This window comes from Pigmentiphaga sp. GD03639 (genome assembly GCF_029845405.1).
GTDB classification, from domain to species: domain Bacteria; phylum Pseudomonadota; class Gammaproteobacteria; order Burkholderiales; family Burkholderiaceae_B; genus Pigmentiphaga; species Pigmentiphaga daeguensis.
The window spans coordinates 17,646-41,528 of sequence record NZ_JAOCLR010000021.1 but is presented as its reverse complement, the minus strand read 5'-3'; the positions used below and the strand labels follow the sequence as shown (position 1 = coordinate 41,528).

21 protein-coding genes are annotated in these 23,883 nt (G+C 66.8%); 7 read left to right on the top strand and 14 right to left on the bottom strand.

Annotated features, from left to right (window positions below; all coding sequences use genetic code 11):
* The first annotated feature begins 3 nt into the window (after positions 1-3).
* Complete coding sequence (locus tag N5K27_RS19955; RefSeq protein WP_144389564.1) at positions 4-1,290, top strand: O-antigen ligase family protein; 1,287 nt, start codon at positions 4-6, stop codon at positions 1,288-1,290.
* The gene (locus N5K27_RS19950) at positions 1,287-2,072 is read left to right on the top strand and encodes a glycosyltransferase family 25 protein (RefSeq protein WP_279818310.1); all 786 of its coding nucleotides are present in this window, start codon (positions 1,287-1,289) and stop codon (positions 2,070-2,072) included. The genes N5K27_RS19955 and N5K27_RS19950 overlap by 4 nt, the downstream gene beginning before the upstream one ends.
* Here N5K27_RS19950 and N5K27_RS19945 read toward each other — a convergent pair.
* Genes N5K27_RS19945 through N5K27_RS19935 form a run of 3 tightly spaced genes read right to left on the bottom strand, consistent with a single transcriptional unit; the run spans position 2,057 to position 5,201 of the window.
* A complete protein-coding gene (locus N5K27_RS19945) occupies positions 2,057-3,121 on the bottom strand; it encodes a glycosyltransferase family 4 protein (RefSeq protein ID WP_279818309.1) in 1,065 nt (354 codons plus the stop codon). The two genes, N5K27_RS19950 and N5K27_RS19945, sit on opposite strands and share 16 nt — an antisense overlap.
* Positions 3,118-4,296, bottom strand: coding sequence for a glycosyltransferase family 9 protein (locus N5K27_RS19940; protein WP_279818308.1), 1,179 nt, complete (start codon positions 4,294-4,296; stop codon positions 3,118-3,120). Before N5K27_RS19940 ends, N5K27_RS19945 begins: the two co-directional genes overlap by 4 nt.
* Positions 4,293-5,201 (bottom strand): glycosyltransferase family 9 protein, encoded by a 909-nt coding sequence (locus N5K27_RS19935; protein ID WP_279818307.1) that lies wholly within the window; start codon positions 5,199-5,201, stop codon positions 4,293-4,295. The genes N5K27_RS19940 and N5K27_RS19935 overlap by 4 nt, the downstream gene beginning before the upstream one ends.
* A 186-nt stretch (positions 5,202-5,387) precedes the next feature.
* Between N5K27_RS19935 and msbA the strand changes: the two genes are divergently transcribed.
* Positions 5,388-7,139, top strand: coding sequence for a lipid A export permease/ATP-binding protein MsbA (gene msbA, locus N5K27_RS19930; protein WP_279818306.1), 1,752 nt, complete (start codon positions 5,388-5,390; stop codon positions 7,137-7,139).
* Between the two features lies 1 nt (position 7,140).
* On the opposite strand, the gene N5K27_RS19925 is transcribed toward msbA, so the two are convergent.
* From N5K27_RS19925 to glcF, 8 genes are all read right to left on the bottom strand, one after another.
* Positions 7,141-8,184, bottom strand: a complete 1,044-nt coding sequence (locus N5K27_RS19925) for a glycosyltransferase family 9 protein (protein ID WP_279818305.1) — start codon at positions 8,182-8,184, stop codon at positions 7,141-7,143.
* A gap of 78 nt (positions 8,185-8,262) precedes the next feature.
* Entirely contained in the window at positions 8,263-9,429 is a 1,167-nt protein-coding gene (locus N5K27_RS19920; RefSeq protein ID WP_087782233.1) for an ABC transporter substrate-binding protein, read from the bottom strand.
* Positions 9,430-9,520: 91 nt separating this feature from the next.
* Positions 9,521-10,696, bottom strand: a complete 1,176-nt coding sequence (locus N5K27_RS19915; RefSeq protein ID WP_087782232.1) for an ABC transporter substrate-binding protein — start codon at positions 10,694-10,696, stop codon at positions 9,521-9,523.
* Positions 10,697-10,725: 29 nt separating this feature from the next.
* On the bottom strand, positions 10,726-11,622 hold the full coding sequence (locus N5K27_RS19910; RefSeq protein ID WP_087840765.1) for an MBL fold metallo-hydrolase: 897 nt from the start codon (positions 11,620-11,622) through the stop codon (positions 10,726-10,728).
* On the bottom strand, positions 11,619-12,155 hold the full coding sequence (locus N5K27_RS19905; protein WP_124690483.1) for a 3-hydroxyanthranilate 3,4-dioxygenase: 537 nt from the start codon (positions 12,153-12,155) through the stop codon (positions 11,619-11,621). The genes N5K27_RS19910 and N5K27_RS19905 overlap by 4 nt, the downstream gene beginning before the upstream one ends.
* 239 nt (positions 12,156-12,394) lie before the next feature.
* On the bottom strand, positions 12,395-13,963 hold the full coding sequence (locus N5K27_RS19900; RefSeq protein WP_087840763.1) for a sulfatase-like hydrolase/transferase: 1,569 nt from the start codon (positions 13,961-13,963) through the stop codon (positions 12,395-12,397).
* A 10-nt stretch (positions 13,964-13,973) separates the two neighbouring features.
* Positions 13,974-15,488: an FAD-binding oxidoreductase gene (locus N5K27_RS19895; protein ID WP_087840762.1), complete on the bottom strand. Its 1,515-nt coding sequence runs from the start codon at positions 15,486-15,488 to the stop codon at positions 13,974-13,976.
* Positions 15,489-15,537: 49 nt separating this feature from the next.
* Positions 15,538-16,899 (bottom strand): glycolate oxidase subunit GlcF, encoded by a 1,362-nt coding sequence (glcF, locus tag N5K27_RS19890; RefSeq protein ID WP_087840861.1) that lies wholly within the window; start codon positions 16,897-16,899, stop codon positions 15,538-15,540.
* Positions 16,900-16,998: 99 nt separating this feature from the next.
* On the opposite strand from glcF, the gene N5K27_RS19885 reads away from it, so the two are divergent.
* Positions 16,999-17,889, top strand: a complete 891-nt coding sequence (locus N5K27_RS19885) for a LysR substrate-binding domain-containing protein (protein ID WP_087840761.1) — start codon at positions 16,999-17,001, stop codon at positions 17,887-17,889.
* Between the two features lie 15 nt (positions 17,890-17,904).
* Here N5K27_RS19885 and N5K27_RS19880 read toward each other — a convergent pair whose 3' ends face one another.
* The 3 genes from N5K27_RS19880 to N5K27_RS19870 form a co-directional block, all read right to left on the bottom strand.
* Positions 17,905-18,876 carry a tripartite tricarboxylate transporter substrate binding protein gene (locus tag N5K27_RS19880; protein ID WP_279818304.1) on the bottom strand — a complete coding sequence of 324 codons (972 nt, stop codon included), beginning with the start codon at positions 18,874-18,876 and terminating at the stop codon, positions 17,905-17,907.
* A gap of 119 nt (positions 18,877-18,995) precedes the next feature.
* Positions 18,996-19,970, bottom strand: coding sequence for a LysR substrate-binding domain-containing protein (locus tag N5K27_RS19875; RefSeq protein WP_279818303.1), 975 nt, complete (start codon positions 19,968-19,970; stop codon positions 18,996-18,998).
* Between the two features lie 47 nt (positions 19,971-20,017).
* A complete protein-coding gene (locus tag N5K27_RS19870) occupies positions 20,018-21,475 on the bottom strand; it encodes a 2-hydroxymuconic semialdehyde dehydrogenase (RefSeq protein WP_087782228.1) in 1,458 nt (485 codons plus the stop codon).
* Positions 21,476-21,661: 186 nt separating this feature from the next.
* On the opposite strand from N5K27_RS19870, the gene N5K27_RS19865 reads away from it, so the two are divergent.
* The 3 genes from N5K27_RS19865 to N5K27_RS19855 all read left to right on the top strand — a co-directional run bounded on the left by N5K27_RS19865 (position 21,662) and on the right by N5K27_RS19855 (position 23,866).
* Positions 21,662-22,168, top strand: a complete 507-nt coding sequence (locus N5K27_RS19865; protein ID WP_279818301.1) for a MarR family transcriptional regulator — start codon at positions 21,662-21,664, stop codon at positions 22,166-22,168.
* Positions 22,169-22,268: 100 nt separating this feature from the next.
* The gene (locus N5K27_RS19860) at positions 22,269-23,090 is read left to right on the top strand and encodes a fumarylacetoacetate hydrolase family protein (protein WP_087840757.1); all 822 of its coding nucleotides are present in this window, start codon (positions 22,269-22,271) and stop codon (positions 23,088-23,090) included.
* Positions 23,087-23,866, top strand: a complete 780-nt coding sequence (locus N5K27_RS19855) for a fumarylacetoacetate hydrolase family protein (RefSeq protein WP_087840756.1) — start codon at positions 23,087-23,089, stop codon at positions 23,864-23,866. Before N5K27_RS19860 ends, N5K27_RS19855 begins: the two co-directional genes overlap by 4 nt.
* Positions 23,867-23,883: the final 17 nt, after the last annotated feature.

The window sequence follows — 23,883 nt, the reverse complement described above, 5'->3', positions numbered from 1 at the left end:
GGCGTGGTTGGTCTGTCGAGGGCTGTTCGTTCGGCGATGGGGTTCGCGGGTCTGCAGGGGCTGCTCGCGGTATTGCTGGCGCTGTTCCCGGTGTTCCTGCTGCCGAAGATGTCGGTTTCCAACGCGCTGTTCACCGTGCTGGCTTGTTGGGGGCTTGGATGCCTGCTCATGCCCGGACGCGACCGGGAGCGCTGGGGCACTTACTGGCGCAGCGCCGGTGGCCTGAGCCTGGCATTTCTGCTGTGGCCGCTGGCGGTGGCCATCCAGCAGGCAGTGGCCGGGCAGCCGATCAACATTCCTTACCTGTTCACACGCTTCGTCCTGCTGTTCGTGCTGGCCTGGGGCCTGACCAGGCTGGGGGCGAAACGACTGGAGTGGATGGCCTGGGGGTGTGCCGCGGCGGCTTGCTATGCCGCGGTGTGGATTCATTTCGCCACCCTCGAGATGCGACCGGACCACGTGGGAATCTACAACATCATCCCTTTTTCCAACCTGGCTTTGTTGATGGGGGCGCTGGCGGCCATCTCCATCGGATGGGACGAGCCTCGGCAGTATGCGATCCATGGGGTGAAGCTGCTGGCGATGTTGGCCGGCATGTATGTCGCGTATTCGGGGCAGACCCGCGGTAGCTGGCTGGCCGTCCCGGTGCTGGTCTGTGTCGTATGTGCCTCATATCGTCATGGTTCCCGCAAGCTGCGGGTAATGGCGCTGAGCGCGCTGGTGGTCGTCGGCGTATCGATTGCGGGTACCAGCGACATGGTGCGGGAGCGGGTGGCCGAAAGCGTGGCGGCACTGGCGGGCGGCAAGAACACGCTGGATAGTTCGAGCGGTGGTCGCATCCAGGTGTGGCACGCATCGCTGAGACTTTTTGCAGAACATCCCTGGACCGGGGTGGGAAGGGAGCATTTCAGAGATGCGCTCAGGGAACAGGCCAAGGCGGGGCTGATCACACGAGAAGCCGCAGAGCTTGCCCATTCCCATAACGATATTCTGTATGCGATGGCCGCCTACGGCGTTCCCGGTCTCATCGCGGTACTGACGCTTTATCTGGCTCCCGCGGTTTTCTTCGGCAGGAGGTTGCGCCGTGCGGACCCTCGTGTTGCGTGTGCGGCGGCAATGGGACTGACCACGGCTGTGAGTTTCTTCATTTTCGGGCTGACCGAGGCCATGTTCAGTATTTCGATCACCAATGCCTTCTACGTTCTGATCATGGCGTGGCTGGTGGCATTCATCGTTTGCCGGGAGCCGGCCCCGAGAGGCGCGATGAGCCAGGAGGCCGTTCACTCATGATGCCGATATACGTCATCAATCTCGAGCGTGCCGCCGAGCGTCGACGGAAAATCGGGACGCAGTTGGATCGTTTGGGGCTGTCCTACGTGCTTTGCCAGGCCGTGGATGGGGCGCAACTTGACGCGCAGGCCGTCTCCGCCCTGTACGATGAGGTTGCCGCTACACGCGATTACCGGCCGCTGTCGCGTGGCGAGCTCGGTTGCGCCCTGAGCCATCTGGCCGTCTATCGGCGGATGCTGGACGAAGGCGCCGACCGGGCTCTGGTGCTGGAGGACGATGCCGCGCCGGGCGTCGACGTGCCGCGAGTCCTGCGGGAGTTAGAGCGCGTACTGGACCCGGCGAGCCCGACGGTGGTGCTGTTGTCCCATGTCGACAAGTACACGCGCTGGGGCCGCCAGTCGCTGGACGGCCAGAGGCATCTGGTAAGGCGATACGGACATTGGTGGCTTGCCCATGGTTACATCGTGACGCGTGGAGCCGCCGAGCGCATGCTGGCGGCCTTGCAGCCGGTCTGGAGCGCAGCCGATTTCTGGGCGGGATTCGAGCGCCGGGGCATCGTTCGGGTCCGGGCCGTCGTGCCCAGCTGCATAGGGTTGACCGAACTCGCGCAGACCTCGTACCTGGAGGGCGGGCGGGTCGACCTGGACACTGCCGAGAAATCCCGGCGCAGCATCGGCTATTACCTCAAGCGCTATTTGTATCAGCGTTTCCTGCATCAGATCCTGGTGCGGCCCTTCCTGCGGGTCGCACGGCAGCGTCCGCCATCTCAGCCGCCGGCCTGAGCGGTGGCCAGGTCGAGAACGATGCGCGCATGGGCCAGGACGTCAGTGGCATAGGACAGGTGGGCGGACGGCGACGATAGCCGTGCGCGACCCTCGTGGACCCGTGCCACGCAGCCGGCGATGGCGTCAGCCAGCGACGCCGGGCTATCCAGGTCGAACGTGACGCATGCCTCGCGCGACAGCACCTCGGCGCAGCCGGTGTCGCGCGGCAGCACGGCCGGAGTGCCGCATAGCACGGACTCCGGACCGACCAGGCCGAAGGGTTCGTAGCGCGAGGCCAGAATCGTAAAATCGGCGGCGCGATAGCAGTCCTCGATGTCCTGCCGGTAGCCGATGTAGCGGATCCGGGGCGACTGCGCGTCGACCGGCCGGCCGGCGACGAGCAGGCACACCGGCAGCGCCGTGTCCTGGAAGAACGAGGCGAGTTGCTCGTATCCCTTGCGGCCATGGCCGGTGGAGGGGAACAGGAACGCGACTTGCCCGTCGGAGATGCCCAGTGCCCGCCGCAATTCGAGGCGGCGCTCGGGTGTCACGGGTACGAATCGGGTAGCGTCGACCGGCGGATAGGCGACATGGAGTTTGCCGGCGGGGAGGTCGTAATACCGTTCCAGTTCTTGCGCCATGAAGCCGGAGTGCGCGACCACCTTGCGGGCATGGGCGTAGTGGCGCGATTCGAGCCGGATCTGCCAGCGATCCGACCATTTGGGCGAGCGTTGGGCATGGGCGAGGAATCCCTGGTGCGTGCCGCCGCAAATGGCGATGTCGGACGCGGCGGTGCGGCTGCATCCGATCAGGACGTCCACCCCGTGGCTGTCCTTGAGCGCGTGGACTCGCGCCGAAAAATAGTGATCGCGCAGTTTCGAGGGCAAGGCCCGGACGTTGATCCGTACCGGTTCCACGTAGGCATGTTCGGGAATGGCCGTGTCGAATTCGCGGGCGAAGACCAGGGGACGCACTCCCAGCCGATGCAGCCCACGCACCAGGTCCATGGTGTAGCGTTCCATGCCGCCGCCGTAGCCGAAACGGTGGCAGGCGATAGCGAGTTTCATGGCTGGGTTTCCGCTGGTGGGGCAGGGACAGCATCCCCGCCGCCGGGTTGCCGGCGCAGTATGGCGACCGCTTCCTGGCATACGCGTTCCGGAGCCATGCGGTCCAGGCATTCGGAGTGGCTTTCGCGGTGCCGCTCACAGCCTTCCTGCTGGCACGGCACGCATGCGCGGAAGGGTTCCTGCAGCAGGACGACGTTGCCGCGTACTTGGCTGGATGCGCGCTGGTCCCAGGGCGGCTCCAGCCCGTCGGGCGGGCTGGGGCCCCATTGGCGGGGCTCGGTTGGGCCGAACAGTGCCAGGGTAGGAGTGCCACAGGCGGCGGCCAGATGGGTCGTGGCGGTGTCCGGTCCCACGTACAGCCGGGCCAGATGCAGGAGATCGGCCAGTTCGCCCAGGCTCAGGCAGCCCTGGATGCGAATGACGGCCGCGCGGGTCGGGGCGTCCAGCGCGGCCAGGATCTCGTCCAGGTACCGGCTTTCCGCTTCGCCCGGACCGCCGCTCAACAGTAGGCGTAAGCCTTGCTGCCGCAGTTCGCCCATGAGGCTGGCCCAACCTGCCGTATGCCACCGCTTGTAGCGCCAGCGTGGCGAGGGATGGATCACCGCGAAGGGCTGGCGTGGATCGAAAGGAGCGGTGCCGTGCAGGTACGGCGAGAGTTTTTCCGCCCACTCCTCAGGAGCTATCTGGCCCGTCGGGGGGATGACGGTGCGGGCGGACGGCACGCCCAGCATCTGCACTACCTGTTCGTTTTCGCGAACGCGGTGGGTGATCCCGTCGACCGACAGAGCGTTTCGCAGCAACAGCCTTTTCCACCAGGAATGGCTGCGTTCGGTCGAGACCAGTCCAATCCGCCGAGGTGCCGCCACGAAACCGAACAGGTGGGGTTTGTCGCCGGGTTGCGGCACCACGGCGAGGTCGTAACGGCGCCAGAGCTGGCGGGCGAGTGCAAGGATTTCCTCGCGTGCCGGGCGTTCGGGGATGGTGTAGACCCGGCGGATGTCCGGGTTGTTCTGCAACATGCTTTCGGTGCCCTTGAACACCAGCATGTCGACCTCGCAGCCAGGATAGTGCCGGCGCAGCGCATGGGGCAGGGGGGTGGTCAGCAGCACGTCGCCCAGGTAGCGCAGGGCGACGACCAGGATCCGCGGTGTCTTCGCGGCAGTCCTGCGGCTCATGCGGTGTCCCCTTGGGCCAGCCGTTCGACGGCGGCGACGACTTCGGGCACGGCCGGCCATTGTCCCTCGGCGCCCAGGCAGACTGCATCGGGCGACCATGGGCCGGTGCGCTCCCGGCGAGTGACGCCGAATAGGGTGACTTGGCGGGCGCCCGCGGCGGCGGCAACATGCGACGTACCCGAGTCGTTGCATACCACCGCGGCGGCGTGCGTGGTCAGGGCGGCAAAGGCACCCAGGGACAGCGGCGGCAGTACCGTGGCGGACGGGACGGCCGCGCGCGAGACGGCCACCTCGTGCGGGGGCGGACAGATCGCGCAAGTCCATCCGCGTTGCCCGAGCGCCTCGGCCAGGGCGCCGAACCCCGGCCATGCCTTGGGCCGGCCGTGGTGCAGCCCGGCGGCGATGGGCGCCAGCAGGACGAAGGGGCCCGTGATGCCTGCCTGCGCCAATGTTTGCGTGGCGTGTTCGTGGTGGGCCGCCGTCAGGGGCAGCGCGAGGCGCTTGCCGGGCTCCGGAGGCCGGCTGGCCGGACCGGGGTGCCAGCGCCGTAGCGTCTCGTAGGCCAGCCGGTAAAACACCTCCACCTCGTGCAGGCCATGCGGCTTGGGCAATGCCCAGCTCAGCAGCAGCGACCGGCCATCGCCGCGATAGCCGGCGGATCGGATGCCGGCCAGGCGAAACAGTGCGGCGCTGGACAGTGAATTGGGGAATATCAGGCCACGCACCGAGCCGTGACCGGCCAGCGAGCGGCGCAGCGTCTGCCTGTTTTCGCCGAACGAGCGGCCCAGCGCGATGAATCCATCATGGCCCGTCAGGCCGGAGAACAGGTCCTGGGCCCAGGCGCGTCCGCAAAGCACCAGCGGGTGGCCTTCCCGCCGCAGCAACTCGAGGGCGGGCAGGCACATGCAGGCATCGCCAACCCAGTTAGGCAGGCGTACGTAGATGGAGTCGGCGCGTGGCATCAAGAGGCAGGGGCGGGCAGTCCGGCGGATGGCCGCCTGCGCGTACAATGTGAAGCTTCGTATTGTAAGCGGGCCTGCCGCCGCGGGAAGGTCGAAGCGGCATTCGGTCTGGCTCCGGAAAACTCCCTCGTGAACTCCCATCCCGTCAAAGCCGATTTGTGGCGCCGCGTCTATACGCGGGTCCTGAAGTATTGGAAAGCGCTCGCGCTCGGCATGTTGTTCCTGACAGGGGTGGCGGCATCGCAGCCTGTCCTGGCGATGCTGATGAAGCCGCTGCTGGACGGCGGTTTCAATGGTCAGAATCCGGACTATGTCTGGAAGATCCCGCTGGCCATCGTCGGTATTTTCCTGGTCCGCGGTGTATTGAACTTCCTGAGTGACTACCTCCTGGCGTGGTCGGCCAACCATGTGCTGGCGGACCTGCGCGGGGAAATGTTCGATCGCCTGTTGCGCCTGCCCGATACCTATTTCAAGCGCATGGGGTCGTCGTTGTTGCTCAACCGCTTCGTGGTGGATGCAGCGGGCGTGATGCAGTTGGCCACCGAAGTCATCACCGTGCTGGTGCGCGAGACGCTGATCGTGGTGTCGCTGGTTTGCGTGCTGTTGTATCTGTCCTGGCAGCTCACGCTGATCGCGCTGGTGGCTTTTCCCTTGTCCACCTTCATCATGCGGGCCATCTCCCGCCGCATCCGCAGGATCAACCGCGAGACCATCGCCATGAATGGCGAGTTGACCCGCATTGTCAGCGAAGCCATTGACGGGCAGAGGGTGATCAAGTTGTTCAGCGGCTACGAGCACGAAGAGGCCCGGTTCCTCCAGGTCAATAGCCGGTTGCGCCGTTTTGCCATGCGCAATGCCGTGGCCACGGCGGCGTCGGCGCCCATCACTCAAGCCATTTCCGCGGTTGCCTTGGCCATCGTGGTAGCGACCGCGCTGGGGCAGTCGGGTGCCAACCAGATCACGGTAGGAGGTTTCGCCGCTTTCGTGACGGCCATGCTGCAGATACTGGATCCGCTCAAGCGGCTGGCCAATGTCGCCAGCCCCATGCAACGCATGCTGGTGGCGGCCGAGAGTGTATTCGCCCTGGTGGACGAGATGCCCGAGCCGGATGCCGGTACGCGCACCTTGGCCCAGCCGGTGCGCGGCCGCATTGAGTTCGAGAACGTGTCGCATAGGTTTCCCGAGGCTGCCCGGGATACCTTGGCCGATATTTCGTTCAAGGTGGAACCGGGGCAGACAGTGGCATTCATCGGCCGGTCAGGGAGCGGCAAGACGACCTTGGTATCGATGCTGCCGCGCTTTGCGCTGCCATCTTCGGGCTTGATACGGGTGGACGGGGTGCCGATCGAGGAGCTGACATTGACCAGCTTGCGCGACGCGATTTCGCTGGTCAGCCAGGACGTGGTGCTGTTCGACGAGACCATCGCTGCGAATGTCAGCTACGGCGCCCGCAGCGAACCCTCCGAGCAGATCATTCGGCAGGCCCTGGCCGATGCGAATCTGTTGGAGTTCGTCGATTCCCTGCCGCAAGGCATGCATAGCAGGGTAGGGGAGAACGCCGCCAGGCTATCGGGCGGACAGCGGCAGCGCCTGGCCATTGCCCGCGCGCTGATCAAGGATGCGCCCATCCTGATCCTGGACGAGGCCACCTCGGCCCTGGACAACGAATCCGAGCGGCAGGTGCAGGCTTCGCTGGAACGGCTCATGAAAGGTCGCACCACCCTGGTCATCGCCCACCGGTTGTCGACTGTGCAGAATGCCGATCGCATTGTCGTGCTGGACAAGGGCCGTATCGTGGAACAAGGCGGGCACTCGGATCTGCTGGCGGCCGGCGGGCTGTACGCCGCGCTCTACAAGATGCAGTTCAGTGAGACGGCCTGAATCAGGATTCCGTATCGTCGGCCGGAGCCGGCAGGAACCTGGCTGGGGGCATGATGGCGCGAGTCGCGTTTCCGCTGGGCCGGGCCGTGTTTTCTTGGGCCTTGTCCCAGGGGAGATCGGTCTGTTTCGCGGAAACCTGCGACTGCAACTGGTTGAAGGCACGCTCCACTCGTCCTGACGTCAGCGCGTATTTCCAGAGCTTTTCTTTGAGCTTGCCCATGGGAATGCCGTCGCTGCCGATCAGAATGCGACCGGGGCCCCAGTCGGGGCGCCATGTCCGGGCGCTTCCCCGGCGCATGAACAGCGACAACGCAGGAACATGCAGATTCGAGGCCAGGTGGCCGATGCCGGAATCGTTGCCGATGAACCATCCCGACTCGAACAGCCAGGCGGTGACATTCTCCAGCGCGCCAAGCCGGGGCAGGCCTATACCCAGTTCCTGGACGTGCTCCCACTGCGGCCGCTCGGAGGGACCTACGATGAATTGCGGGTCCAGGCCCCGGCGCTTGAGCCGAACGGCCAGAGCGACGAAGCGGGACGCCAGCCAGCGCTTGTCGGGAGTGCTGGCCATGGGATGGATGGCGACACGGGAGGCATGCTTGCGGTAGACGAGTCCGGGAGGCGGGACAAGGCCGTTGTATTTGTCAGCCTGGGGCAGGCCCAACGAATCACGGCTGAAGTTGGCCAGCCTTTGGGCCAGCGAGGCCGGTACCTTCAGCCTGCGTAGATTTTCCAGCGCCACGATGCGCCGCTGCGGCGCATCCGTGCCCGGTTCGTGCAATTGGATGACGGTCCGGAATTCCGCCGGGCATTCCGCTGCATCACCAGGCAACTCTTCGCGAATATCGAAACCGGGAAACCAGGCGCGTAGCCGGTGGATATGTGGCCCGAAGACCGTGACCGCAATCCCGTGCCGTCTCAGGTTCTGGGCGACGATCATCAGCAGCAGCGAATCGCCGATGGCCAGAGATGTCAATAACGCGGTGTTTTCCCGAGGAATGGAGGAAGTCTGCACGGTGCCGGAAGTCGAAGCTTGCCCGCGCATGATAGCTCAATCGGCCATTCGCATTGCCGGCACGCGGACATGCTCATGAATGGGGCCCCTGAGGCCCCCATTCACACGTCACTTCATCTGGCATTCGCCCGCATACGAGTCCTTGCTGTGCTCGTAGATCACCCCCTTGGTCACGAACGCCGGCTTGCCGTTGGCGTCCTTGGCCACGTCGACCCGGTAGAACGGCGCGATCGGGAACTGGTTGGTGTTGAACGCGAAGGAGCCGCGCACGGAATCGAACTTGGCTTCCCGCAGCGCCGCGCGGAACGCGGCCTTGTCGGACACATTGCCCTTGGTCTTGGCCAGGGCCGAGGCGATCAGGCTGGCGGCGTCGTAGGATTGCGCCGCATACATCGAGGGTTCGCGGTTGTACTTCTTGCGGAAGGCCTCGGCGAATTTCTTGTTGGCCGGATTGTCGAGGTCGGGCGAATACGGAGCGGCCGTGACCGCGCCCAGCGCGGCGTCCTGCAGGGCGGGCAGGGTGGAGCCGTCGATGGTCGAGGTCGACAGCATGCGGACCTTGTCGAACATGCCGGCCTGCCGGTACTGCTTGACGAAGTTCACGCCCATGCTGCCCGGATAGAAGGTGTAGATGGCCTCGGGCTTGCTGGAGGCCAGGGCGGAGATCTCGACCGAGTAGTCGGGCTGGTTGACCTGGGTGAAGGTCTCGCCCACCACCTGGCCCTTGAAGGTTCGCTTGAACCCTTCCATGGCGTCCTTGCCGGCCTGGTAGTTGGCGGCCAGCAACTGGATCTTCTTGATGCCCATCTTGTTGGCGAGCTCGCCGCCGGCCTCGTGCAACTGGTCGTTGTTCCACGAGGTGGAGAAGAAGTAGGGCGAGCAGCCCTTGCCCGTGATCGGGGTGGGGCCGGCGTTCGAGCCGACCAGGAAGACCTCCGCGCTGGTGATGGGACGGTGGACCGCCATCATGACGTTCGAGTAGATCAGGCCGGTGATGAGGGGGACCTTCTCGCGCTCGAGCAACTGGCGCACGACCTGCAGGCCGACCTCGGGCTTCATCTGGTCGTCTTCCTTCAGGACCTGGACGTCGACCCCGCCCAGCTTGCCCTGGCCCTGTTCCACGGCCAGCATGAAGCCGTCGTACTGGTCCTGCCCCAGCACCGAACCCGGACCGGACAGCGTGGAGACGAAGCCGATCTTGACGGCGGCGAAGGAGGGGGCGGCGAAGGCCGCTTGCAGTATCGATGCGATGGCTATCAGTTTGGCGGTTTTCATGCGGACTCCTGGCTTGCCTGCGGGGTGGATGAGGCCGGATGCCCGGCCCCCGGGATACTGCGGTCGGCGGCGCGACGCCGGTGCCGGACGGTTATTTCAGCTTGCATTCCCCATGGTAGGGGTCCTGGTGGTCCGGGAACACGGTTTCCCGCGTGGCCAGCGTCACGCCGCCCGCGGGGTCGCGCACCACTTCGAATGCGTAGTAGTTCGATACGGGGAAGTGATTATTGTTAAATTTGAAGTTGCCCCGCACTGAGGGGAAATTCGCCTTGACCATTGCCTGTTCGAAGGCTTTCTTGTCGTCCAGGCGGCCGCCGGTGGCCTTGAGCGCGGCATTCAGGGCCTGCGCGGAGTCGTAGCCATAGGCCGCGTAGTGCGAGGGGATGCGCCCGTATTTCTTGCGGAACTGCTCGACGAAGCTGCGGTTGGCCGCATTGGGCAGGTCGGGCGACCACGGTCCGCCCGACATCACGCCCAGGGCCAGGTCCTGCAGCGCCGGCAGGGTCGTGCCGTCCACCGTCGACCCCGACAGCAGCGGCACCTTGCCCAGCAGGCCGGCCTGGTGGTATTGCTTGACGAAGTTCACGCCCATGCCGCCGGGATAGAAGATGAAGACGGCATCGGGGCTGGCGGTGCGCAGCTGGGTGATTTCCACCGAGTAGTCGGGCTGGTTGACCTGGGTGTAGGTCTCGCTCAGGACTTCGCCCTTGAAGTAGCGCTTGAAGCCCGTCAGCGCCTCGCGGCCGGCCTGGTAGTTCGGCGCCATCAGGGCGACGCGCTTGTAGCCTTTCTGCTGGGCGTACTTGCCCATGGCCTCGTGCTGCTGGTCGTTCTGCCAGGACGTGGAGAAATACAGCGGCGAGCACATCGAACCGGCGATCTGGCTGGGGCCGGCGTTGTTCACCAGCAGGAAGGTGCCGCTGTTGATGACGTCGCGATAGACCGCCATCAGCACGTTCGAGAAGCTCAGGCCGGTGATGAGCTGCACGCGGTCGCGCTCGATCAGCTTCTTGGCGGCCTGGCGGCCCACCTCGGGCTTGAGCTGGTCGTCTTCCTGGATGATCTTGACTGCCTGCCCGCCCAGTTTGCCGCCGGCGGCTTCCACGCCCAGCATGAAACCGTCGTACTGGTCCTGGCCCAGCGTGCCGCCGGGTCCGGACATCGTGGCCAGGAAGCCGATCTTGATGTCGGCGTGCGCGGCGGCGGTGACGCCGAACGCGAGGCAAAGGCTGGCCACCAGGGCCGGGACCGGGCGCTGCAAAGTCATGGGCGGTTCCTTGGACTTACGTTTTAAGTTTAAAGTAATTTTTGGAATTCGAAACGAAATTCGTGTTCGTCTTCCGGTGCCGCGCGGCGGATGTGGCCGGCGGTGGGGGCGGGGAAGTGGGCTGGCAGGACCAGCGTGCCGTCGCGGGCGCAGGCTTCCAGCAGCGATTGCCGGGTGCGGCGGGCGTGGTCGGGGTCGGCGCAGAAGCGCGTGCTCCACTGGGGGTAGCAGCACTGCAGCGGGTGGTGGAAGGCATCGCCGGTCAGCAGGACGCGCTGGTGCTCGCCCTGGATCTCGACGGCCACGTGGCCGGGCGTGTGCCCGGGCGCGGGAACGAGGCGGATGGCTTCGTCGATGCGGTGGTCCATGTCGACCAGGTCGGCCAGGCCGGCTTCGAACACGGGCAGGACCGAGTCGCCCACGTAGTCGCCGGTGCGCACGAGCCCCGAGTGGCCCTCGTGCTCCTTCCAATAGGCCCATTCCTCGTGGGTGAAGAGATAGCGCGCGTTGGGGAAGGTGGGCACCCATGCGCCGCCGACCAGCCGCGTGTGCCAGCCGACGTGGTCGACGTGCAGGTGGGTGGAGACGACGATGTCGATGTCCTCGGGGCGCACGCCGGTCGCTTGCAGGCGATCCAGCCAGCCCCAGTGCTGCCGGTCGAAGTCGGGGCGTACCCGCGCCTTGCAGTCGCCCACGCAGGTGTCCACCAGGATCAGGCGGCCGCGGCTTTTCAGCAGGAAGGACTGGATGGAGATGACCAGCCGGTCGGAGGCCGGGTCGTAGAACCGCGGGGCCAGCCAGTCCAGGTTGGCCTGGATGGCCTCGGGGGTCGAATCGGGGAAGATCTCGGCGGGTCGAAGCAGCGGGCCTTCGGCCTCGACGATGCGGGTGAGTTCGACCCCGCCGAAGTCGAACCTTGCCGTCATGCGGTGCCCGGGATGTGCTTGCCGGGATGCACCGTGCCGCACGAGGGGCAGCGGCGCTTGTCTTCGCTGGCGTAGAAAGCCTCGAACAGCGGCGGCAGGTCGGTCACGATGCTCTTGAGCTGGACCTCGACGCGGTGCACCAGGTGTCCGCAATGCAGGCAGTACCACTCGAAGCCGTCCAGCAGGCCTTCGGGGCGCTGGCGTTCGATGACGAGACAGGCACTGCCGGTCTCGGGGCGCTGGGGAGAGTGGCGCAGGTGCGGAGGCAAGAGGAAGATGTCGCCTTCCTTCAGGTCCACGCGCTCTTCCTTGCCTTCCACCCAGAGTTTCAGGTAGGCATTGCCGCGGATCTGGTAGAAGAATTCTTCCAGCGGGTCGTCATGGTAGTCGGTGCGGTGGTTGGGGCCGCCGACCACGGTGACGATGAAATCGGAGTCCTGCCAGATCTGCTGGTTGCCGACCGGGGGCTTGAGCAGGTGGGCGTTGTCGTCTATCCATTTCTGGAAATTGAGCGGAAGACCGTATTTGTACATGGTGCTCTCGTCCTGTCTTCGGTGAGCGCGCCATGGCCGAGCCCGGCGACATCGGCCGGGGCCGTCGATGGCGGCTGGCTTGTGGGTGCTGCGCGGCTTGCGCGAGCCAGAGAATTCCGATCCTGACCGGCAGTCTATGTGAGATGCGAGGCGGGGCGAAATAGAAAGTACCGACGGGGGTATGCGGAATGGCTATGGCGAGCCGGCCCGCCATGGCGATGGACGAGGCGCCAGGCGGTTCAGGCCACGGCCGAGGGGTAAGGGCTGGTCTCCGAACACGCGATCATTTCCTGGGCGAGCCGGTGCAGCAATCCGGTCCGGATGTCGGCGTAGGCCGGGTCGTTCCAGCAATTGCGCATTTCGTGCGGGTCGCGGCCGCGGTCGTAGAGTTCGGCCCAGCCCACGCCTTCGTACACGCTCAGCCGGTAGGGCGGCGAGATCAGCGTGCGCATGCGTATCCGGTCGGGAAAGCCGCAATAGGTGCGCTGGCCTTCTTCCTCGATCAGCAGCGCGTCGCGCCAGTCCGGCCGCTCGCCTTGAAGCAGCGGCAGCAGGGACCGGCCCTGCATGCCGTGGTAGGCGGGGACGCCGGCGCGGGCGAGTATCGTCGGTGCCAGGTCCACGGTGCTGGCGAGTTCGGTCCGCGTGGCCGTGCCGGATCCGGCCGGGTCGCACCAGAGGAGCGGCACCCGGATCAGGCCTTCATAGTGCAGGGGGCCCTTGAGCAGGAGCTGGTGGTCGCCCATGTAGTCGCCATGGTCGGCGGTCAGGACGACCACGGTATCGCGCTCCAGCCCATGGGCCCGGAGCGCGCCGAGAATGCGGCCGATGGCGTCGTCGATGAAGGAGATCGAGCCGTAGTTGAGCGCGATCGCCTCTCGCGCCTCGCGCTCGGTGCAGCCGAACATCACCTGGGTGTGCTTGACCGCGGCGCCTTCGTCGCGCCGGGCGAGCAGCCAGGCCAGGTGGGGCGGAGGCGCGTCGTGCGGCGCGAAGGAGGCAGGCAGGGGCATGTCGTCCGGGTCGTACATGGACCAGTAGCGCCCCGGCGGCGTGAACGGGTGGTGCGGGTCGGGAAAGGAGCATTTCAGGAAGAACGGGCGGCCTGCGCGGGCGAACTCGCCCAGGCGCTCCTCGGCCCGCCGGGCGATATAGGCGGTCGAGTACAGGTCTTCCGGGACCCGTGTGCGCCAGGCCTGGCCGCAGTCCGCCAGGGCGTAGCCGGGCGCCGGCTCGGCATGTTCCGGGCCGATCAGCGCGTCGATGTCGGAGCGTTGTTCGCGGGCCCAGCGGCGATAGTGGCCCCATATGTCGTCGCCGTGCTCGATGGTCAGGTCGACGTGGTCGAAACCGTAGAAGGGCAGGGCCGTGTCCTGGGCCGGGTCGTCGCGCCAGGACGGCATCCATTCCTGGTCATAGCGTCCGTCGCCGGGCTCGAATGCCTCGCGTTCGAATCGCGCTTCGGGGGGCGGATAGAACGCCGGGCGGCCGGTCATGTTCTGCAGGTGCGACTTGCCTATCATCGCGGTGGCGTAGCCGGCGCGTCGCAGCGCGTCGACGAAGGTCGCGGCGCGCATGTCGAGCGGGATCCCGTTGTGGCGGACGCCATGGGTCAGGGGCATGCGCCCGGTCATCAGGCTGGCCCGGTTGGGCATGCAGATGGGAGAAGCGACGTAGCAGGCGTCCCACCGCGTTCCGCCGCGCGCCAGCGTGTCGATGTGCGGGGTGCGGACGACCGTGTTGCCGTAGGCGCCCAGGTGGTCGGCGCGCAACTGGTCGGCGATCAGGAAGACGAAATTGGGTTGCATGGATTTCCCTTCAGGACAGGCCGTAGCGGGCGGGGGAAAGGACGTGGCGCGGATCGAACAGATCCTTGATGCCGGCCTGGAGAGCGCGTACCTCGGGCGACAACTGGCCGAAATGCAGGGCCTGGTAGTCGATGGGCGAGCGTCCCACGGAGTAGCCGGCCTCGGCGAACGAGCGGGCCAGCTCCAGGTAGGCGTCGTCCGCTCGTTGACGTTCCTCGGGGTTCTCGCGGTTGAAGACGATCTGGTGCAGGCCGCGGGCGAAGCGCGCCGCGCATACCCACATCGAGATGTACTCCAGGCCGTGGCGGGCCAGGATGGCGCGGGCCAGGTCCTGCAGGCGCAGGGCTTGTTCGCCGACGAGCGGCGTGCCGGGCGTGAAGGTGGTCAGCCCGCCTCCCGGACGCCATTTGCACTGCCTGAGTTCCTGCGAAGACGGGATGCCGTAGAACACCGATTTCGCCGTCGACAGGCCGGGTAGCGCGTCCGCCTCCTCGTCGCTGATGTAGCGTGCCCGGCCGGATTTGCAGAAATGCCTGCGTATCCTGTCGACGACGGGGTCGAGCGCCTGGGCCGAGGCGCCGTAGACCGCGCCGGAGGCAACCCAGGCGCCCAGCCCGTGCCGTGCCTGGAGCTCGCGGCGCGCGCTGTCCGACAGCGCGGTCCTGCCCTGGGTCCGGGCATATTCCGGATGGGTTTCGTGTTCGGCGATCAGCCACAGGTCATTGGCGACCCGGAACAGGCTGGGGACGAGATTGGTCAGTTTCAGCGGCCGCACCAGGTCCAGGATGTCGCCCAGGTCGGCGTCGTCGGGAAAGCTGAAGTGGAAAGTCTTCATGGCGGGAGGGCGCATCTGCAGCCAGATGCCCGCCCGCGTCACGATGCCGAAGTTCGATTGCACGAACAGGCCGTCCAGCGCGGGGCCGAACGAATATTTGGAGACATGCCACATCCGGCTGCTGTCCATGCCGCCGTCGCCGGTGCGGATGACCTCGCCGTTGCCCAGCACGATCTCCATGCCGCAAATGGCGCCGAAATGATCGAAGGACGGGGTGTAGCCCGCGCCGCGGTCCATGGCGTTGCCGAGTACGGAGCCCTGGGGCGGGCCCGAGGTGCAATCGCTCATCAGGTGATTGCCCCGCCGCACGAGTTCGTCATGGAGCGCCTGGTAGGACACGCCCGGCTCGATCTCGGCATAGCAGAGCGTGTCGTTGACCTCCAGGATGCGATTCATGCGGCGTCCGAGATCGACGACGACCTGGCCCGCCTGCATGGCCGAGCGGGTACCCAGGCCGATGTTGTTGCCCGAGCTGATGGGGTGGAGGGCGACGCCGTGGCGGTTGGCGGCCTTGACGATGGCCTGGACCTCGGCCGTCGAGGAAGGATAGAGCACCGCGGCGGGCGGACGGTTGCCGCCGGGCAGGGTGTTCTCTCCGTAGCGATACAGCGTGTCGGGTGCCGTGTTCACCCAGTCGGGGCCCAGCAGGTCGTGCATCGCGGAAAGGAAATCGGTCAGGGAGTCGGTCATCGTCGGATTCCGTCTGGGTCGAAACGGGTAGGGGGCGTCGTGGCGACGGTCACCACAGCGTGTCTTCGTCGGCCGTCGCCATGTTGGCCTCGGTCGCCTCGGGGGCGGCCGCGGGCGGGATGGCACCAAGGGTTTCCAGGGAGGCTGGGACGGGACCCCCGGTGGCCCAGTCCAGCAGTTCCACGGTGTGGAGCAGCGGCAAAGAGGCATGCCGCTGCAACTGCTCGAGGCAGCCCAGGTTGCCGGCGCAGGCCACGTGCGCGCCCGTGCTGGCGATATGGCCGGCCTTGCGGCGGCCCAGTTCGGCGGCGGTGTCCGGTTGCAGCATGTTGTAGGTGCCGGCCGAGCCGCAGCAGAAATGGCGCTCCGGAATGTCGAGCACCTCGAATCCGGCCTGTCGGAGCAATTGGCGCGGCGGCTGGACCACCTTCTGCCCATGCTGCAGCGAGCATGCGTCGTGATAAGCGACCCGCAAGCCGGTGCGGCGCACCGGAGGATTCAGGCCCAGGTCCAGCAGGACCTCGGTGATGTCCCGGACTCGCCCTCCGATGGCGGCGGCCTCATCGGCCTGCGGCTCGCCGGCCATCAGGTGCGCGTAATCCTTCATGGTCGTGCCGCAGCCCGAGGCGTTGACGATGATTGCGTCCAGGTCGAATTCGCGCTGGAGGCGGCCCAGTGTGGACAGGGTCTGGGCGGCCGCGCGGCGGGCGGGCCCGGTCTTGCCCATGTGCAAGGTCAGGGCGCCGCAGCATGACATGGCGGGAACCACGACGTCGCAGCCATGCCGGCGCAGCAGGCGGATGCTCGCTTCGTTCAGGTGAGGCGCCAGGGCCTGTTGCGCGCAACCGGGAATGAGCGCCACCCGCCGCCGCGCCTGGCCTTCGGCGGGCAGCAACCGACCCGTGGGGATGGCTGGCGCCGCGGCGCGGCGGGCTGGGGCAAGCTCGACCATGCCCCGCAGCCGTCCGGGCAGCAGCGGTGCGATGGGTCCGGCAAGGCGGGCGGCCCGGAGCGCGAGCCGCATGAGGGCGGGGCGCGGAATGACCGCCGCCACCAGGCCGCGCATGAGCCGGTCGGCCAGGGGGCGGCGGTAGTGTTCCTCGATGTGGCTGCGCGCGGTGTCCACCAGGTGCGCGTAGTCCACGCTGGCTGCGCAGGTGGACATGCACGACAGGCAGGACAGGCATCCGTCGATGTGCCTGACGGTGGCGGGCCGGGGCGGCTGGTCCGATTCGAGCATCTCCTTGATCAGGTCGATGCGGCCTCGGGGGGATTCGTTCTCGTCCCGCGTCAGGACGTAAGTCGGACAGACGGAGACACAGAAACCGTAGTGCACGCAGTCCTGGAGGATGCGGTCCGCCTCGGCGATCCCGGGGTCTTCCAACTGGCGAATCGTGAACGCGGTTTTCATGGTGGCAACGCCGAGGGTATTGGTGAAAGCCATTGTTGCCCCGGTCGTTCCAGATATCTAATATATATTTCATCGGTTTTGATATCGAATGGATATGGTATGGAGTTCCGGCACCTGCGCTACTTCGTCGCCGTGGCAGAGGAAAGGCATTTCAGCAAGGCCGCGGAACGCCTGCACATTTCCCAGCCGCCCCTGAGCCAGCAGATCCAGGTGCTGGAAGCCAGGCTGGGCTTCGATCTGTTCGACCGGCGGTTCCGCAAGGTGACGCTGACCGAGGCGGGGGAGGCTTTCCTAATACGGGCGCGTGTCATCCTGAAGGCCGTCGAGCAGGCGGTGGATGAAGCCCAGCGCCTCGCGCGGGGCGCCCAGGGCAGGCTGGCCATCGGTTTCATGAGCGCGGCCATGCTGCCGCTCATCACGCCCTTCCTGGGCCGGTTTCGCGAGGGCTATCCGGGAGTGGAGCTGGATCTGCGCCAGATGTCCTCGGCCGAGCAGACGCATGCGGTGGCCAATGGCGCGCTGGACGTGGCGCTGGTCGACGTGCCGGGGCGCTGGGGGCCGCTCAGGGTCGATGGCAGCGAACTGCAGTTGCGCACCTTGCGGGAGGATCCCATGGAGATCGCGCTGCCGAACGGCCACCGGCTGGCGCGTCGCCGTCGCCTGGCGCTGCGCGACCTGGACGGCGAGACGCTCATCACGCTGTCGCGGTATCCGGCGCGCGGTTATTACGACCAGGTGCTGGAGCTGTGCCACGGCGCCGGCTACGTGCCGGAACACATCCGCGAAGCCGCGCAGATTCCGGTGATGCTTTCGCTCGTGGCCGCGGGCACGGGCGTGGCGTTGGCGCCTGCCTGTTGCGTGGCGGGATGGCAGGACCAACTGCTGTTCATCCCGTGCGCCGAGCCCGGGGTCATGGAGATTTCCGCGGCCTGGCGGGTGGACAACAATTCCCGTGTGCTGGAAGCGTTTCTCGGGATGTTGCCCGCCTGAGGGCCGCGTGGCCGGTCAGTCGACCTGCAGATCCAGTTTCGCCGCCATGCCGCCCCAGAGCGCACGGTAGCGTGCCAGATAGGCGCCGGCCTGCGCGGGCGAGCCTCCGCCGGGCGCGATGTCCAGGGCCGAGAGCCTGGCCCGCACGTCGTCGGCCCGCAGTGCCCGGTCGATGGCGCGGTTCAGGGTATCGATCACCTCGGGCGGTGTGCCGGCCGGCGCCATGTACAGCATCGCGAACATGGCTTCGAAGCCCGGCAGGCCGGCCTCGGAGAACGTGGGCGTAGCGGGCGACAGCGGCGAGCGGTTGGCGCTGGAGACGGCAATGGCTTTCAGCTTGCCCGCCTTGATGTGAGGCAGGACGCCCGGTGTCGCCAGGAAGCCGGCGTCGACCTGGCCGCCCAGCAGATCGCCCACGGCCTGCGAGTTGCCCTTGTACGGAACATGGGTGAGCGGGATGCCCGACTTGTCCGCGAAATACATGCCGGTCAGGTGGCCGGGGCTGCCGTTGCCGCCGGATGCGAACGTCACGGGCCGCTGCCTGGCCAGCGCCATGAACTGCTCCAGCGTGGTTGCCGGCATGGCGGGATTCACCACCAGCATCTGGGCGAAGGTGGCCGCCAGCGATACCGGTGTCAGGTCGCGTGCGGCGGAAAACGTCAAGCGTTTGTAGATGAACGGGTTGACGGTCATGGGCGTGTCCGTTGCGCACAGGATGGTGTAGCCATCGGGACGGGCGCGTGCAACCTGTTCTGCGCCGATGTTGCCGCCGCCCCCCGGTCTGTTCTCGACGATGACCGGTTGCTTGAATTCCGCCGCCATCTTTTCGGCCACCAGCCGGGCCAGGATGTCGACCGGGCCGCCCGCGGTCAGGGGAACGACGATGGTGATCGGCTTGGCGGGAAAGGGCGGCGCGGTGGAGACTGCCTGGGCCGGGCAGACGAAGAGGATGGATGCAGCCAGGGCAAACGTGATCGGCGCTCGCATGAGGACTCCTTCGTGAGGATCTGGGTGAGGGAGATTCTGCGCAGGGCTCGCGCGCCTGGCCAATACAAAATTGGAAGCGATTGATATCCGTTCGATATCGTGGCGCGGGATCCGCCGCTTCAGTCCGCCTGGGCCCCGGTCCGGCGCAGGTCGCAGATGCGATGCAGGTATTCGATCAGGTGCTGGCTGGCGGGCGTGAGCTGCCGATTCGCCCGCACCGAGTAGCCCACGCGTCCGAACAGGCCGAATTCGGCCAGCGGCAGGAGCTTGAGCAGTCCGTGGTCCAGAAACTGCGCGGCGGCGTCCTGCGGCATCAGGGCGATGGCCTCGCCGCGCAGCAGGATGCCCAGGTTGGTCAGCAGCGACAGGGATTCAATGTGGCGGGGCGGGATGCCCAGCCCGGTGCGGTGGAAGGTCTGCTCCACCGCGGAGCGCAGCGGCGATTCGGCGGAGGGCAGGATCCAGGGCAGATCCATCAACTGGCCCAGTTCCAGGTTTTCCGCGTGCGCCAGCGGGTGATGGGCGCCGACGACGGCATGCAGTTTTTCTTCGTACAGCGTGTGGTGGGTGAGCGGATAGGCATAGCCCAGCGCGATGTCGCGCTCGGGCAGGCGTCCCACCACGATGTCGAGGTCGCCCGTGGCCAGGGCGGGGAAGAGCTGCGACGAGGGGCCTTCGGAGACGGTGACGCGGATGCCCGGGTGCTCCCGCATCAGCATCGAGATCGCCTCGGGCAGCAGCTTGGCCGACGCGGCGATCAGGGTGCCGACGATGACGTGCCCGCTTTCCCCCGTCAGCGCGGCATTGAGTTCGTCCGTCATGTAGCGCAGCTCGGCCATCAGCGTCTTAACCCGCCGGCCCAGGAGATGCGCCAGCTCGGTCGGGACCACGCCGCGGTTGGACCGCTCGAACAGCGGCGCGCCCACGAACTTCTCCAGCTCGTAGATGGCCTTGGTGACGCTGGGCTGCGTCAGGTTCAGTTCATTGGCCGCGCGCGACAGCGACCGGCGCTCGAGCACCCGCTCGAAGATCTGGAGTTGGTGCAGCTTGAGCTTGTGCCCCAGCGCGTTGGGAGTCAGACGGAAGTTGGACATGGCGGCCGCAGGGGACATTCCCCTGCGATTATCGCCCATTCGCGCGCCTACAGCTTCACGCAGACGTTGGTCGGCTCGGTATAGAAATGCAGCGAGTGGCGGCCGCCTTCACGCCCTATGCCCGACAGGCCGCTGCCGCCGAAGGGCGTGCGCAGGTCGCGCAGGAACCAGCAGTTCACCCACGCCAGGCCCACCTGCATGGCCTGGGCCACGCGATGGCCGCGGGTCAGGTTGGTGGTCCAGACGGCCGCCGCCAGCCCGTAGTGGGTGTCGTTGGCCAGCCGGATGGCTTCTTCCTCGGTATCGAAGGGGGCGATGTGGCAGACCGGGCCGAACACCTCTTCCTTGATGCAGCGGGCGGTCTCGGGCAGGCCGGTCCAGATGGTCGGCTGGATGTAGGCGCCCTGGTCGCGCTCGTCGCCGAAGGTCGGCACGCCGCCGCCGGTGACCACGGTGGCGCCTTCCTCGACCGCCAGGCGCAGGTAGGACAGCACCTTCTCGCGGTGCTCGTGCGACACCAGCGGGCCCATGGTGGTGGCGCTGTCCATGGGGCGGCCCAGCACCAGTTTCTCGGCTTCGAGCTTCAGGGCGGCGACGAAGCGGTCGTAGATCGGCCGCTGGACGTAGACGCGCTCGGTGCACAGGCAGACCTGGCCGCAGTTGGCGAAGACCGAGCGGGCCACGCCGGCGACGGCCGCGTCGAAGTCGGCGTCCTCGAATACCAGCGCGGCGTTCTTGCCGCCCAGTTCGAACGATACCGGCTTCACGCCCGGCGCGACCGCCTTCATGATGGTGCTGCCGGTGGCCGATTCGCCGGTGAAGGTGATGCCGTCGATGTCAGGGTGGGTAGTGATGAATTCGCCGGCCGAATTCGGGCCGAAGCCGTGGACCACGTTGAACACGCCGGCGGGCAGGCCGACCTCGGCCGCCACTTCGGCCAGCAGGGTGGCGGTGGAAGGCGTGACCTCGGAAGGCTTGGCCACCACGGTGTTGCCGAAGGCCAGCGCGGGCGCGACCTTCCAGGTGAACAGCAGCAGCGGCAGGTTCCACGGCGAGATGACGCCCACCACGCCCAGCGGCTTGCGGTAGGCGTAGTTCAGCGCCTGCCGGCCGTCCGGCGTATCGGTCATGAAGCTTTCCATGTCCAGCGTGCGGGCGATCTCGGCGAAGGCGCGGAAGTTGGCCGCGCCGCGCGGGATGTCGATCTGGCTGGCCCAGCCCACGGGCTTGCCGGTGTCGCCGATCTCCGCCGCCAGGAAATCGTCGAAGCGGCGTTCGATGCCGTCGGCCAGCGCGTACAGGTAGTCCGTGCGCTGGTTGACCGGCAGCGCCGCCCAGGCCGGCAAGGCCTGGCGGGCCGCCGCCACCGCGGCGTTCACCTGGTCGCGGCTGGCTTCGTGCACGCGCGCCACCAGTTCGCCGTTGGCGGGGTTGAGTTTGTCGAAGGTGCGGATGCCGTCTTCGAAGCGGCCGCCGATGAAGTTGCGCAGGGATTTGACCGACATGGTGCTGGGTTCCGTTGAGGTATAGTACGTATACGTCATAATATAGTGGAATTTCGCGCGACCGGTCCATCCCCGGGGGCATAACAACTTAGGTGCCAGCCATAGCCGGTTCGAAGAAACGCCAGGGCGCCGCTGGCCGGGCGCGCGACATCAGTTAAGATCTCAAGTCCGCTCCGGCTCGCCACCATGACCCGATCCTCCGCCTTGCGACGCCCGCCCGCCGCGCCGTCTCCCGAACCTGAAACCGTGCCTTGCACGGATGCCGTGCGGGCGTTCGAGCTCACGGACGTCGTGTCGCACCTGCTGCGGCGCGCGCATTTTCGCGCCGAGGCCCTGTTCATGCAGACTTTCCACGACGAGGACCTGACGCCGCGCCAGAAGGCGCTGCTGATCACCGTCTGCAAGCATCCGGGCGCCACGCAGAATCAGCTGGCCGAGGACATCGCGCTGGACCGCAATTCGCTGGCCGACATGATCAACCGCCTGGTGCGCAAGGGGTACCTGCGGCGCCGGCGCTCGGCGGACGACAAGCGTGCGTATGCCGTCACCATCACCCAGGCGGGCGTGGACGTGCTCGAGCGCGTGCTGCCCCGCGACCGGGAGGTCGAGGAAGCCATCATCGCGGCCCTCCCGCTCGAATATCGGGCGTTGTTCGTCAAATGCCTCAAATTGATGGCCGGAGTGGGGCCATGAACCGCCGGCATTGTCCGCGCGCAGGTTTCTCCCGTATATTCGTACGTATACGGCATAAAGGTGTTTTTCTCTTTTCTCCAACTTCCAAACAGGACTACCCATGGGGCAGATAGGACAGGGGGGCGTCGCCGCCGAGGCGATCGCCGGGCTTGCGCAACGCCTGCGCAGTGCTCATGAAAGCCGCGTCGCGATCGATCCGATCCGGGATCAATTGCCGGCCGGCGACCTGGACGCCGCGTACGCGGTGCAGCAGGCCAATACCGACCACTGGATCAAGCAGGGCCGCCGCCTGGTCGGCCGCAAGATCGGCCTGACCTCCAAGGCGGTGCAGGCGCAGCTGGGCGTGGACCAGCCCGACTACGGCATGCTGTTCGCCGACATGTCGGTATGCGACGGCGAGGAAGTGCCGCTGTCGACCCTGATCCAGCCCAAGGTCGAAGCCGAGATCGCCTTCGTCATGGAGCGCGACCTGGCCCAGCCCATGGCCACCATGGCCGAACTGATCTCGGCGGTGGCCTATGCCGTGCCGGCCATCGAGATCGTCGACAGCCGCATCGCCAACTGGAAGATCAGCATCGTCGACACCATCGCCGACAACGCCTCGTCCGGCCTGTTCGTGCTGGGCAACCGGCCGGTCAAGCTGGGCGACTTCGACGCCCGCCTGTGCGGCATGGTCATGGAGCGCAATGGCGACCAGGTATCGATCGGCGCCGGCGCCGCGTGCCTGGGCCACCCGCTGAACGCGGCCCTGTGGCTGGCGCGCAAGATGGCCGAGCGTGGCAATCCGCTGCGTGCCGGCGACGTGGTGCTGAGTGGTGCGCTGGGCCCCATGGTCGCGGTGCAGGGAGAGGAAATTCTGGAAGCGCGCATCGCCGGACTGGGTTCGGTGCGCGCGGTGTTTGGCGCGAAGGAGCAAGCATGAGCGGTCCGCTGTTGTCCCTACCCGAAGTGGCCCGCGAGCTGGACGAAGCCGCCAGCACGCCGCGCGCCGCCGAGCAGTTCGTCGAACGCCGTCCGCTGACGCTGGCCGAGGCCTACGAAGTGCAGCGCATGCTGATCCAGCGCCGCATCGACCGCGGCCATCGACGCATCGGCATGAAGATGGGCTTCACCAGCCGCGCCAAGATGGTCCAGATGGGCGTGCACGACATGATCTGGGGCCGCCTGACGCATGACATGCGCGTGGACGAGGGCGGCGAACTGAAGCTGTCGACCCGCGTGCATCCGCGCGTCGAGCCCGAGATCGCCTTCCTGCTGCGCAAGCCGCTGTCGGGCATGGTGTCGCCCATCGAGGCCCTGGACGCCGTCGAGGCGATCGCCCCGGCGCTGGAGATCATCGACTCGCGCTACAAGGCCTTCAAGTTCTCGCTGGAAGACGTGGTGGCGGACAACGCCTCGTCGTCGGGTGTGGTGCTGGGAGCCTGGCACAAGCCCAGCATCGACTTCTCCAACCTGGGCCTGATCATGTCGTGCAATGGCAAGGCCCAGCAGGTCGGCACCACCGCCGCCATCCTGGGCCATCCCGTGCGCTCGCTGGTCGCGGCCGCGCGCCTGGTGGCGCAGGCGGGCGAGATCCTGCCCGAGGGGTCGATCGTGATGGCCGGCGGCGCCAGCGCCGCCGAGGCGCTCGTGGCCGGTACCTGGGTCGAGCTCGAGATGCAGAATCTCGGCCGCGTGGGCTTCCACGTCACGGCCTGAGGCGGTTCACGGCCGTT

What these genes read in the sequence shown, in the direction of transcription:
- N5K27_RS19950 (WP_279818310.1), top strand. Translation starts at nt 1,287, where the DNA reads ATGATGCCGATATACGTCATCAATCTCGAGCGTGCCGCCGAGCGTCGA.
- N5K27_RS19945 (WP_279818309.1), bottom strand. Translation starts at nt 3,121, where the DNA reads ATGAAACTCGCTATCGCCTGCCACCGTTTCGGCTACGGCGGCGGCATG.
- N5K27_RS19940 (WP_279818308.1), bottom strand. Translation starts at nt 4,296, where the DNA reads ATGAGCCGCAGGACTGCCGCGAAGACACCGCGGATCCTGGTCGTCGCC.
- N5K27_RS19935 (WP_279818307.1), bottom strand. Translation starts at nt 5,201, where the DNA reads ATGTGCCTGCCCGCCCTCGAGTTGCTGCGGCGGGAAGGCCACCCGCTG.
- N5K27_RS19925 (WP_279818305.1), bottom strand. Translation starts at nt 8,184, where the DNA reads ATGCGCGGGCAAGCTTCGACTTCCGGCACCGTGCAGACTTCCTCCATT.
- N5K27_RS19920 (WP_087782233.1), bottom strand. Translation starts at nt 9,429, where the DNA reads ATGAAAACCGCCAAACTGATAGCCATCGCATCGATACTGCAAGCGGCC.
- N5K27_RS19915 (WP_087782232.1), bottom strand. Translation starts at nt 10,696, where the DNA reads ATGACTTTGCAGCGCCCGGTCCCGGCCCTGGTGGCCAGCCTTTGCCTC.
- N5K27_RS19910 (WP_087840765.1), bottom strand. Translation starts at nt 11,622, where the DNA reads ATGACGGCAAGGTTCGACTTCGGCGGGGTCGAACTCACCCGCATCGTC.
- N5K27_RS19905 (WP_124690483.1), bottom strand. Translation starts at nt 12,155, where the DNA reads ATGTACAAATACGGTCTTCCGCTCAATTTCCAGAAATGGATAGACGAC.
- N5K27_RS19900 (WP_087840763.1), bottom strand. Translation starts at nt 13,963, where the DNA reads ATGCAACCCAATTTCGTCTTCCTGATCGCCGACCAGTTGCGCGCCGAC.
- N5K27_RS19895 (WP_087840762.1), bottom strand. Translation starts at nt 15,488, where the DNA reads ATGACCGACTCCCTGACCGATTTCCTTTCCGCGATGCACGACCTGCTG.
- glcF (WP_087840861.1), bottom strand. Translation starts at nt 16,899, where the DNA reads ATGAAAACCGCGTTCACGATTCGCCAGTTGGAAGACCCCGGGATCGCC.
- N5K27_RS19885 (WP_087840761.1), top strand. Translation starts at nt 16,999, where the DNA reads ATGGAGTTCCGGCACCTGCGCTACTTCGTCGCCGTGGCAGAGGAAAGG.
- N5K27_RS19880 (WP_279818304.1), bottom strand. Translation starts at nt 18,876, where the DNA reads ATGCGAGCGCCGATCACGTTTGCCCTGGCTGCATCCATCCTCTTCGTC.
- N5K27_RS19875 (WP_279818303.1), bottom strand. Translation starts at nt 19,970, where the DNA reads ATGTCCAACTTCCGTCTGACTCCCAACGCGCTGGGGCACAAGCTCAAG.
- N5K27_RS19870 (WP_087782228.1), bottom strand. Translation starts at nt 21,475, where the DNA reads ATGTCGGTCAAATCCCTGCGCAACTTCATCGGCGGCCGCTTCGAAGAC.
- N5K27_RS19865 (WP_279818301.1), top strand. Translation starts at nt 21,662, where the DNA reads ATGACCCGATCCTCCGCCTTGCGACGCCCGCCCGCCGCGCCGTCTCCC.
- N5K27_RS19860 (WP_087840757.1), top strand. Translation starts at nt 22,269, where the DNA reads ATGGGGCAGATAGGACAGGGGGGCGTCGCCGCCGAGGCGATCGCCGGG.
- N5K27_RS19855 (WP_087840756.1), top strand. Translation starts at nt 23,087, where the DNA reads ATGAGCGGTCCGCTGTTGTCCCTACCCGAAGTGGCCCGCGAGCTGGAC.